Origin of the sequence: Candidatus Protofrankia californiensis (genome assembly GCF_900634765.1) — a bacterium.
GTDB lineage: Bacteria > Actinomycetota > Actinomycetes > Frankiales > Frankiaceae > Protofrankia > Protofrankia californiensis.
On record NZ_CAAAFT010000238.1, the window covers coordinates 1 to 10,829 of the forward strand.

A 10,829-nucleotide genomic window follows, 5' to 3' on the forward strand; every position below is an offset into this window, starting at 1 on the left:
CGCGTTTCTCCCCTCGAGTTGCTTCGCAGGTTTCTCGTGAGGATCACGCGGTGGTCGCTCTACGTCACGGACCGCCGCTTCGGCGAGTCGCTAGATCGTTGCTCTTCGTACACCACGTCCATGGACTCCAGCTGGAAAATGGGTCCACTCGTTCTGGTGACCAGGGTGATAGGAGCCGTGTGACGGGAGACTGTCACGCACGGATTCTGTGGGAGCCCGGGGGTGAGATTCCCCCGGGCCACCCGACCGGCGAGCTTCTTCGCGAGCGAGCAGAAGTGAAGTTCGAGTTCATCTCTGTGCATGCGGCGAAGAAGCCTGCCCAGCCCGATGGCGTCAACACGTTTCCCGTGGACTACATGTGCCGGATGTTCCAGGTGTCCCGGCAGGGCTACTACGCGTGGAAGAAACGGGGTCCGTCCCAGCACGACATCGACGATGCCACCCTGTCGACAAAAATCAAGGCGATTTTTGATTGTCATCGGGGGCGGTATGGTGTGCGGCGGATCTTCCACGAGCTCCGCCGGCAGGGGATCACGGTCGCCTACAAGTGGGTGCAGCGTCTGATGCGCGCGTTAGAAGCTGGTCAGCGTGCATCCCCGGCCGCGGCGCACGACCACCGTGCCGGCCGCCGAACCGTCGTCGCTGCCTGACCTGGTGGGCCGGGACTTCACCGCTGCCGCACCCGACCGGCTGTGGTATGGCGACATCTCCTATGTGCGTACCTGGGACGGCTGGGCGTATATAGCCTCGGTCGTCGACGCGTTTTCCCGGAAAGTCATCGGCTGGGCCGTCGCCGACCATATGCGCACCGATCTTGTTCTCGACGCGCTCCGGATGGCCCTGGCACGGCGACGCCCACCGGAAGGTGTGATCTTCCATTCTGATCGGGGCAGCCAGTACACCGGCAAGGAATTCGTTGACTTCTGCAAGGTCAACAACGTGCGGAACTCGGTCGGCCGCACCGGGATCTGTTTCGATTGCGAGCATCATGTTGTCGCTGCCGCTTGACATCTATAGGAGCATCAACGCTGCCGCAGAATCGTTCTGGGCGACCCTGAAGAAGGAGTTCATCCACCTCCACCCGTTCGACACCGTGAAGCGCCTCAGGGCAGGTGTCTTCGAGTATATCGAGATCTACTACAACCGGCGGCGGATTCATTCCACCATCGGCTATCTCACGCCTGTCGAGTTCGAGGCACAATTTGACCGAAGGGGTGCGCGCGCCGCATAATACGGAGTGTCCACGAAAGTGGGAACGCTCCAGCACGCGCCCGGACCTACCTGTCGATCATCCGACCCTCCGTCCCAGGTAGATCACTTCTAGTGTGTAACCTCGTGTCGTGGCGACTTCTGGCACCCCACAGCCTTCGCCGAGCTCACCTTGGCGGTCTGATCGGTAGCCTGACAAGGCCCGCTCTGTCTTGTTCTCGCATAACGCAACAGAACAACTACGGAATCAACGGGAGATCACGAACTCGAATCAGTCGATCGGTGAGGATAACCATGCTCCCGGCGTCCAGCGCATCAGCGAGCTGGGACAGGTTGGCGAGCAGAAGCGCGAGTTGCTCGGCCGGTCGGCGTCCGCCATCGCGACGGAAAAGGATAACGGAGGGACGGTTACAACCGGATCGGGCCAGGATCCCACCAAAATCGGTGTCTGCCGAAATTAGGATCCGCTCCTCATCACGGGCGAACGCAAGCACTGTCTCATCGTCCGCCGCACCAAGCTTCACGTCTCGGACGTGCACCACATCGTGGCCGGCCTCACGGAGGCCAACGGCAAGACCCTGCGACAGGTTGTTATCGAGGAGGAACCTCACGCCGGTACGACGAGGGGAAGCTGCCGCTCCCGGACCGCCTCGGCAGCGAACTGCAACGACTCGCGTACGTCGTCCGGGCCGAGGTCAGGCAGCTCGGCGACGACCTCGTCGACCGACATCCCATCGGCGATCATACCCACGACAGTCGCGACCGGTATACGCAGCCCCCGCACACACGGCACGCCACCCATCTGCGCCGGGTTCACGGTGATTCGGGTGAAATGCACGGCATACCCCCTCTCCCCTATTAGGATACGGCAGAGCCGAGAAGAAGATCTCGCCCGAGCCTGTTGGTGCCCGAAAGTACGTCCGTGGGCTCCGACCTGTGGGGTGCCAGAACTCGGCCACCGGCGTTGACCTGGGCTTTTAGGCGGCTCGTTCGTATTCGTTGATCAGACCACCGAGGACGGGCCGGCGCTTGATCCGTTCCATCGTGACGTCGGCGATCGGGTGGGGGTCTGTTGCATTCAGCGGAGGCAAGACATGCCAGGCTCCGCCGAACGCAACAGACCCCCGCCAACCACCCCCGGGCATCGTCATCCGCCGTACGGAGCTGATCAAACGACTCCAGGCCGGACGGTGCGAGATGTGCCAGCGCACCGGCGAGGTGGAAGCCCACCACGTCGGGAAACTCGCCCACCTCACCACACCGGGAAAACCGCAGCCGCCATGGGCGGAACTCATGGCACGAAAGCGGCGAAAGACCCTCGTGGTCTGCGCCGCCTGCCACAACACCATCCACAATCGGCGACCAACCGCGACACCCGACACGGAATAGTCATTGGAGAGCTGGATGATCGGAAACGATCATGTCCGGTTCGGGAGGGGGTCGTTGGGAGCAGGACCAGCACACGCTGGCACCTCGCCCGACGGCCTACCTCACCCAGTGAGCATCGGGATTTGGCCGCGGCCCGCAGGTTCTTCACCCGAGCGCTGTCCCATGGCCGCAGGCCGGTCGAAGTGACCACCGACAAGGCTGCGGCCTACCCGCGGGTCCTGGACGAGCTGCTGCCCGGACGCCCACCATGTCGATGCTCGGCGGGCGAACAACCGGATCGAATCCGATCACAGCCAGCTGCAAGCCCGGCTCCGGCCGATGCGCGGACTGACACGCCTCCGCTCTGCCCAGGTGATCGGTTCTGGGCATGCGTTTGTGCGGAACATCCGCCGCGGCCACTACGAACTCGGCGTCGACACCGACCCGCGCCTGCGGCTGTCGGCCGCCTTCACCGAGCTCACCCCGGCGGTCTGATCACCGGCTTGGAGGGGCCTGCCATGTCTCGACTCCGCTGAACGCAACAGACCCAGCACGACAGCGTCGTTCGTCGTGAGTATCGAAAACGGAATACATCGGACGCCGGAATGCGGGTTTCGTGCTCACGCTGACGCTGCAATGCTTACTCTGACGCCATGATACTCACCGTGTCGGTGAGAGCAGGAGCCGACGGACCTGCCCGTGATCGGGCGCTACATGCGCCCGCATTCACCGTGTCGGCCGGTTCGGGGTATGATCATGCCCGAACGATCATTGTGGATCATCCGCTGGGCGCGGCGGTGAGCAGCCCTCCGCCGGTGATGATGTTCACTGACCGGAGCAGCCACACGGCTGGTGAACACGCGGTCGGCGGCTCCGAGGGCCTCCACGACCGCGGTCAACTCACCGACGGCCGGGGGTCACGGGCCGTCCTGCGGGAACACGACCGCGCCGAACGCGGCAGTGACCATGCACGCCTGACCGGCCAACGCGCCCGCACCCGGGCCGCCCGCCGCCGTCCGGCATCGGCCACATCGACAACCGCGGCAGGAGATCGCGCATCGGACGTCGGCCGTCATGCCGTCCGCACATGCTTGACCGCCGACCGGACGCACAACTGCGACGACGTATGGAAACCGAGCGACGCGGCGGAGCGCATCGATCAGTCGCCGCTCACACTGTTGGGGAGCTCCCCAACAGTGTGCTCCCCGGCAGGATGCACGGTGTGGACTACGACCTGACCCGACTCGGTAACCGTGAGTTCGAGCACCTCACACAAGCCCTTGCGCTGAAGGTGTTCGGGCCGGGTGTCAGCGTCTTCGGCGACGGCCCGGACGGCGGACGCGAAGCCACCTACACCGGCCGTGTCCGATGGGCCCCCGACGACCGCGTCTCCGACTGGGATGGCTACGTCGTGATCCAGGCGAAGTTCCGAAACCGTCCCCTGGGAACAACTCCGGATACGCGCTGGTTCCGCGCAACGCTGAAGGCAGAACTGAAACGGTGGGCCGACCAGGAGTCCAGACGGCGGAAAAAGGGTCGTCTCCCCCAATATTTGCTGCTCAGTACCAACATCGTGCTCTCGGGCGCCGAAGACGGCGGCGTTGACGCAGTGGACCGACTCGTCGGCGGATACGCTCAGCGTCTTGGCCTGAAAGGCTGGCATACCTGGCACTACGACAAGATCTGCCGGCTGCTCGACGGCCACGCCGATGTCCGAAAGGCCTTCAGCGGACTCATCACACCCGGGGACGTCCTGACGCTACTGGCGGACGTACTCCAAGGGCAGGCCGCGGACCTCGGTGAGATCCTCACCTCCCATGCCATCAAGGAAATGCTTGCCGAACAGTGGGTACGGCTGGGGCAGGCAGGCCATGCCGACAACGAGAAACTCGCGCTCGGCCGCATCGCCATCGACCTCCCGGCGCTACGGCCACATCCAGAAAAGCTGGCAGTCGTCAATGCGGCCCAGTACCTGCTCGAACGTGGCGACAGCGTGCTCCGACCGAGTCTGATCGGCCAGAAGCGTCCGCACGTCGTGCTGGTCGGCGGACCCGGACAAGGCAAGACAACTCTCGGGCAGCTGGTCGCGCAAATCTACCGGGTAGCCCTTCTCGGCGAGGCCGACCGGCTCGGGGCGGAAGCCGACAACCTCCTGACGACGCTGCGCGGCAGCCTGGCCGATATCAACCTGCCGGTACCCAACAGCCGTCGCTGGCCCGTCCGCGTGGAACTAGCCACTTACGCTGACGTCGTCGCCGGAGGATCGGACATGTCCCTGCTGCGCTGGATTGCCGACCGGGTCAGCGCCCGCGCCACCGACAGGGTCACCGCCGGCAAGTTACGCGGCTGGCTCGCCAGCTGGCCATGGCTGCTCGTACTCGACGGTCTTGACGAGGTCGCCTCCTCACACGCCCGCGAACACCTCATGCGTCACATTTCCGATTTTCTCGTGGACGCCGCTCGCGTCGACGCCGACCTGCTCATCGTCGCGACCACTCGACCACAGGGCTATACCGGCGAGTTCACTGACAGGCTGTACGAGCATCTCACCCTGGCCCCACTGATGCCGCAAGCCGCCATCGCCTACGCCACCCGCCTGGCAGACGCCCGCTACGGCGACGACATCGACCTGCGCGACCGAGTCCTGCGGCGAGTCGAACGAGCCGCCGACGAACCCCTGACTGCCCGGCTCATGCGCACCCCACTGCAGGTCACCATCATGTCGCTGCTCCTGGAACAGCGCGCTCGCGTCCCGCAAGACCGCTCCCGACTGTTCGACGCCTACTACGAGACCATCTACGCCCGCGAAGCCGCCAAACGGGGTCCGCTGGCCCGCCTGCTCGACGAATACCGCGCCGACGTGCACGCACTGCACGAACGGGTCGGCCTGGAACTGCAGGTCCTCGCCGAAGCCGACGGCGAGGCAGACGCCTCCATGCCGGCCGAACGACTCCGGGCACTGGCCATCGCCCGGCTGACGGCCGAGGGCCACCCCGAGCCCGACATACACTGGCTGGCCAACGACCTCGTCAGAGCCGCCACACATCGCCTCGTGCTGTTGATTCCCAAAGCCGACCACAACATCGGCTTCGAGGTCCGCAGCCTCCAGGAGTTCATGGCCGCCCGTGCCATCGTCTCCGGCACCGATGACATCATCATCGAACGGCTACGCCTGCTGGCACCCTCCGCGCACTGGCGCAACACCTGGCTGCTCGCTGCCGGCCGCACCTTCATTTTCCGCGAGCATCTGCGCACACGTGCCGTCAGTCTGCTGCGCGAGATCGAGGCCGAGGACCTCCTCGCCATCGTGATCGGCGCCGGCGCGGAACTCGCCGCCGACATGCTCGACGACGACATCGCGGCCCGGACACCCCAGTACCGGACCCTACTCGCCCAGCACGCACTGGAACTACTGCAACACCCACCGAACGAATCCCTGCGCCAACGGGCCCTCACCCTTGCAGGCATCGCAACAGACCCTCGCTTGCGCGCCCTCGTGATCCGCGCACTAGAACAGGCCGCCGCCGGCAGCGCCATTCAACGCGCCGCCACCTGCGTCCTGCTCCACACCCTCCAGCAGAGAAGCGACACCCTGGCCGCAAAAGCACGCCAGCTTCGCGCCACCATCCAACTGGACCCGGTCCAAGCCCTCTCCCTGAGCACCCTCACCGGACTCCAACGGCCAGCCAGCGAGACAGAACCGCAACCGCACCGCGGCACCGCCAAGAGTCTGGGATGGTTCCTCCGCCCACACCTGAACGACAACGACCTCGAGCCCGCCGACAAACACGCGCTGGAGAAACTACTAGCAGAACTCGACCGCACAAAGGTCTCTACCGTAGCAGGTAAGCCACGCACCGCCGTACTGCCAGTAAGATCCGCTGCGGCAGACCCGGAAGTCCTTGAGCAGGCTCTGACCCGTCCCAAGGTGGCGGACACGGTAGCCGTGGCGGTCTCGCGAATTCGACTACAGGACTGGGCAGCCGCGGGAGCTGTGCGCCACATTCTCGCAGCGTGGCACCAACGACGACCAGTCGGGCCCTCCCTCCTGGAAGTCACCTCCGCAGAACCTGACACATAGATCCAGATACTCACCCCTGCGGCACACCGCGGCGATGAACCTCCTGCACGCCGGCATCGACGTCACCCTCATCGCACTCTGGCTCGGACACGAGTCTTCCGCCATCCACACCCTGCTCCGGCATCTGGCCACCGTCGGGTTCGACGGAGCTCCACGCGTCCTGGGCATCGACGAACACGGCCGGGAGATCCTCACCTACCTCGACGGCGACACCGTCGCCACCCCCTGGCCGGCCTGGACGTGACTGTTGCATCCGTCAGGATCGGCCGATCTTAACCACAAATCTTCCGGTGGAGACGTCCTCCACAGTCGTTCCGGGGTGTCTGAAGCCTCCGTGATTCGGTCACATGAGCCCCCGCCGACGGGAAGATCTGCGGTCAAGATCGCCGGTAATCGATGAATGCAACAGCGCCGCTTCAGGTCCGCCCACGCTCCTCGATGGCGGCGACCGACGGCAAATCGGATCGGATGAGGGCAGAAGCTGTTCAACCCATATGCACTTGCCGGTGGGGGTGTAGCGGGCGCCCCAGCGGTGGGCGAGTGCGGCGACGAGTTGGAGGCCGCGTCCGCCCTCGTCCATGTCGGCTGCGCGGCGTATGCGTGGTGTGCTCAGGCTGCCGTCGGAAACCTCGCACGTGAGAGTCTCGCTGCGCAGGAGGCGCAGCTGGATTGGTCCTTTCGCATGACGGATGACGTTGCTGACCAGCTCGCTGACCAGCAACTCGGTGGTGGTGGCAAGGTCGTGGAGATTCCACTGACTCAGCTGGGTTCGGGTGTGGCTGCGTGCCTGGCTTGCGGCGATGGGGTGTTCCGGCAGGGGCCAGAAGGCGATGTCCTCGGACGTGAGGCCGTGGGTACGGGCGATCAGCAGGGCGGCATCGTCGGTGGCCAGCTTGCGGGCGGGCAGGAGGGCGGAGGTGACGGCATCGCAGAGACGCTCGATGGGCTCGGTTTCCCTGAGGCGATCTCGGCCGTATCGACTCCCGCTCGTGGTCGCGCTGTGAGGGAGCCGGTGGGTGGTCCGAGTCTGGGCGGCGGTGAGGGTCTGGGCGAGTCGGGTCATCCCGTGGTCGATGTCGCGGGTGGAAGACTCGACCATTCCGTCGGTATACAGCACGAGGAGACTTCCCTCGGGCAGGTGCGTCTCGACGGTGTCGAAAGGTGGGCTTGCGGCACCCAGGGGTGGGGCAGGGGCGAGATCGAGGTAATGGACGGTGCCATCGGGACGGACGATGGCGGGCGGCGGGTGGCCGGCGCTGGCGACGGCGCATATGCGGGTGGTGGAATCGTAGACGGCGTACAGGCAGGTCGCGTAGTAGTCGTCGCCGAGGCCGCTGACGAGGTCATTGAGATGGGTTAGGAGTTCGTCGGGGGACAATTCTAGATCGGCGAGGGTGTGGACGGCGGTGCGCAAGCGTCCCATGGTGGCGGCCTCGGACAGTCCGTGTCCCATGACGTCGCCGATGACGAGGGCGACGCGCTCGGCGGACAAGGGGATCACGTCGTACCAGTCGCCGCCGGCTTCCGTGGCTTCGCCGGCCGGCAGGTAGCGGGCGGCGGTGGTGACGGCGGGTAGGAGGGGCAGGTCGCGGGGGAGCATTCCGCGCTGCAGTTCCTGTGCGCGGGTGTGCTCGGCGTCATACAGGCGGGCCCGTTCGAAGGCCTGGGCTATCAGTGCGCTCAACGTGGTGAACAGGGTGCGCTCCTCGGCGGTGAGGTGGCGCGGCCGGGCAAAGGAGATGACGCAGCAGCCGATAGGGTGTCCGGAGGCGATCAGCGGCAGGAATGCCCACGCGTCCTTTCCCGCTATCGCAGGGTAGTCGGCGATCTCGGGGTACAGGCTGGCGAACTCCTCCGCCGAAGCGACGAACCTCGGGGTACGACTGCGCAGTACTTCGGAAACCGGAAAGGCTTCCGAGAGCCGGACCCCGTCGAGATGGTCGAGGAACGTCTGGGGGTACCCGGCAGCCCCGACCACGCACAGGTACTCGCCCTCAATCGCCTGGACGATCAGCCCCGTAGCGCCGAACGGGGGCAGCACGCGATCGGCAACCGCATCTACGACATCACGAACAGTAAGCGCTTGAGCGAGAGCGCTGGTCAGCTCGCCTATACGGGCCGCGCGTGTGGCGGCGGCATGGGCGGCACGGTCGCGTTCTGCGTCACGCCTACGCTTTTCGGTCACGTCGGTGAAGTAGACGATCAGACCGGTGGGGACCGGGACCAGCCGCATGTGGTACCAGCGTCCGGTGCCCGGCGACCGGGCGTCGAAGCCGATCGGTCTGCCGTCGGCGACGGCCTGCCGGGAACGGGTCTCCAGGCCGAAAGCGGTGATGTCGGGGGCGGCGTCCCACAGCAGGCGGCCGAGGAGGCTGCGGGACGAACCGAACAGGTGCTCCGCCACGACGTTGACATATGTGATCCGCCAGCTGGCGTCGACAGCCATGAATCCGTCGCTCATGTGCCGCAGGACGTGGCCGATCGAGTCCTGCGCCATCCGGGTCTGGGTGGTGTCCCACAGCGTGCCGGTCATGTGGAGCGGTTCATTGTCTTCACCGACCGTGATCTGACCCCGGACTTCCACCCACCCGAGGGTTCCCTCCGGACGGCGCACCCGGTACTCGACGCTGTACACGTTCCGGGTTTTGACCGTCCTGTCGATCTCGATGAGCACCCTGGGCAGGTCGTCCGGATGGATGCCGGCAAGCCAGCTTTCGATACGCCTGTCGAAGGTCTCCGGGTCCAGTCCACCGGCCGTCAACGTGACCTCGTCGCAGTACAACTCGCCCGTGCGGATGTTCCAGTCGTAGGTGCCGACTTCGACCGCCCGCATGGCCTCCTGTAGACGGGAGCCGGAGGGCTCCTGCCACCAGGCGGGACTCAGGGATCTCAGGGCGGGCGGGGTCTGCCGTAGGCGATCGACGGTCCGCCCGGCCAACGTCCGGAGGAATGCCTGCTCCTGGGCGTCGGGTGGGCCGGCCGCGGTTGTCAGGATGGACAGCGTGCCCAGCGGGCCGTTCGCGTCGAGCAGGGGCACGCAGGCCAGCCCCGTGCCCTCGGGGAAGGAGCGCGACTGCTCCGCGGCCCCGGCGGGCGGCTCCGATACGTCCGTCCAGCGAGCAGGCGTCGGATCTGTCCCAATAGTGACGGGAACCCACACAAATATGCTCTCCCGCACCGCTTGGGCAGGAACCTCCGATTCATCAAACCCGATGTCCTCCCACGCCTGGGCGAGATCTCGGGTGAGTCCGCTGGTCGCGGCCAGACGCAGCCTGCGGTCGACCGCGCCGCACAGGTGCGCCATGCCGCCCAGCCCGCGGAGATCAGCAACCGCTTGTTGGAGCGCGAACCGCAGGACCTCGGTGTTACTCAGACAGCCGGTTGCCATCAGGAGGCGCAGCCGCGCCTGTCGCGCCCGCTGCACTTGAGTGCGCCGAGGCTTCGTCACACTCACACCATCACCTGCCACTCTCACTAAGCCGGAGTAGACGGTATCAGAGCCTTCCAAGAACCGCATTCACACTGTCAAGAAATCAGCATTCTTCGGAATGAATGCCATGCCCGCAACGAGGCGCATGTCACCGAGAACCTGTTGGGAGTGGCGCGTGTGGTGACCGCGTCGGCCTTAACCTCGATCTTTCGTGCGCCCAGCGGACAGCGGGAGGTGACGCCGTGTGAGCGGCTGATCTGGTTATCGTCAGCTCGTCGTCGCTTGCCGGTGGAAGTCCGGTCCGGGTAGCCGCCAGGGGCCCGGTAGCAGACTGGCGGCTCGGTCCGGTAACGGGCCCGGGTCGAAGCCCAGTGTCAGAAGCCCTGCAAGGGGGAGCGACTGGACGGTCCGTAGCATGACGCGAAGCCTGCCGCCTCGTTATGGGCCCGCTTCGGCGGGAAACAGGGAGTGCCGAGCCGCGGAAATCACGGTGAAGGCCACGGAAGCGGTGTAGATCCTGGATATGCAGCCGTGAAGGACTCCTCGGGGGTCTGTTGCGTTGGTGAGGTCCGCTGTCTCGGCGTCTGACCAGGCGTGATCGAGTGATGCGGTGTGAACATGAACACGGGAGGTAGGTTGTTTTATGCGATGGCGTGCTTACCGACTGTGGTGCTGTACGAGTAGATGGAGGTTGTCTGGCCCTCCGGAGCCGCCCTGCGGGGGGAGGCTCCGAACCGCCCC

Annotated in this window: 9 protein-coding genes and 1 pseudogene; 7 read left to right on the forward strand and 3 right to left on the reverse strand. The window is 65.5% G+C overall.

The window, feature by feature from the left end:
• Positions 1 to 275: 275 nt before the first annotated feature.
• Genes DD1DGNOD_RS29365 through DD1DGNOD_RS29375 form a run of 3 tightly spaced genes read left to right on the forward strand, consistent with a single transcriptional unit; the run spans position 276 to position 1,231 of the window.
• On the forward strand, positions 276 to 650 hold the full coding sequence (locus tag DD1DGNOD_RS29365; protein WP_241255685.1) for an IS3 family transposase: 375 nt from the start codon (positions 276 to 278) through the stop codon (positions 648 to 650).
• On the forward strand, positions 589 to 1,008 hold the full coding sequence (locus DD1DGNOD_RS29370; protein ID WP_241255686.1) for a DDE-type integrase/transposase/recombinase: 420 nt from the start codon (positions 589 to 591) through the stop codon (positions 1,006 to 1,008). The genes DD1DGNOD_RS29365 and DD1DGNOD_RS29370 overlap by 62 nt, the downstream gene beginning before the upstream one ends.
• On the forward strand, positions 989 to 1,231 hold the full coding sequence (locus DD1DGNOD_RS29375) for an IS3 family transposase (RefSeq protein WP_241251133.1): 243 nt from the start codon (positions 989 to 991) through the stop codon (positions 1,229 to 1,231). The genes DD1DGNOD_RS29370 and DD1DGNOD_RS29375 overlap by 20 nt, the downstream gene beginning before the upstream one ends.
• Before the next feature lie 217 nt (positions 1,232 to 1,448).
• On the opposite strand, the gene DD1DGNOD_RS12865 is transcribed toward DD1DGNOD_RS29375, so the two are convergent.
• Together DD1DGNOD_RS12865 and DD1DGNOD_RS12870 are read right to left on the reverse strand one after the other, a co-directional pair.
• Complete coding sequence (locus tag DD1DGNOD_RS12865; protein ID WP_131764826.1) at positions 1,449 to 1,820, reverse strand: DUF5615 family PIN-like protein; 372 nt, start codon at positions 1,818 to 1,820, stop codon at positions 1,449 to 1,451.
• Positions 1,817 to 2,047 (reverse strand): DUF433 domain-containing protein, encoded by a 231-nt coding sequence (locus DD1DGNOD_RS12870; protein WP_165034659.1) that lies wholly within the window; start codon positions 2,045 to 2,047, stop codon positions 1,817 to 1,819. Before DD1DGNOD_RS12870 ends, DD1DGNOD_RS12865 begins: the two co-directional genes overlap by 4 nt.
• A 191-nt stretch (positions 2,048 to 2,238) precedes the next feature.
• Here DD1DGNOD_RS12870 and DD1DGNOD_RS12880 point away from each other — a divergent pair, with 191 nt between their 5' ends.
• From DD1DGNOD_RS12880 to DD1DGNOD_RS12895, 4 genes and pseudogenes are all read left to right on the forward strand, one after another.
• Complete coding sequence (locus tag DD1DGNOD_RS12880) at positions 2,239 to 2,598, forward strand: hypothetical protein (protein WP_206443139.1); 360 nt, start codon at positions 2,239 to 2,241, stop codon at positions 2,596 to 2,598.
• A 107-nt stretch (positions 2,599 to 2,705) separates the two neighbouring features.
• A pseudogene (locus DD1DGNOD_RS12885) lies at positions 2,706 to 3,072 on the forward strand (DDE-type integrase/transposase/recombinase); the annotation flags it as partial.
• Between the two features lie 727 nt (positions 3,073 to 3,799).
• Positions 3,800 to 6,658 carry an NACHT domain-containing protein gene (locus tag DD1DGNOD_RS12890; protein ID WP_131764829.1) on the forward strand — a complete coding sequence of 953 codons (2,859 nt, stop codon included), beginning with the start codon at positions 3,800 to 3,802 and terminating at the stop codon, positions 6,656 to 6,658.
• Positions 6,659 to 6,692: 34 nt separating this feature from the next.
• Positions 6,693 to 6,902, forward strand: a complete 210-nt coding sequence (locus tag DD1DGNOD_RS12895) for a hypothetical protein (protein ID WP_131764830.1) — start codon at positions 6,693 to 6,695, stop codon at positions 6,900 to 6,902.
• 99 nt (positions 6,903 to 7,001) lie between these two features.
• Here the strand turns inward: DD1DGNOD_RS12895 and DD1DGNOD_RS12900 are convergent, their stop codons facing one another.
• Entirely contained in the window at positions 7,002 to 10,112 is a 3,111-nt protein-coding gene (locus DD1DGNOD_RS12900) for a SpoIIE family protein phosphatase (RefSeq protein ID WP_206443138.1), read from the reverse strand.
• Positions 10,113 to 10,829 lie beyond the last annotated feature (717 nt).

Bases quoted from the DNA above. Each gene is read 5' to 3' on its own strand.
- DD1DGNOD_RS29375 (WP_241251133.1), top strand. From the start codon at position 989: ATGTTGTCGCTGCCGCTTGACATCTATAGGAGCATCAACGCTGCCGCA.
- DD1DGNOD_RS12895 (WP_131764830.1), top strand. From the start codon at position 6,693: ATGAACCTCCTGCACGCCGGCATCGACGTCACCCTCATCGCACTCTGG.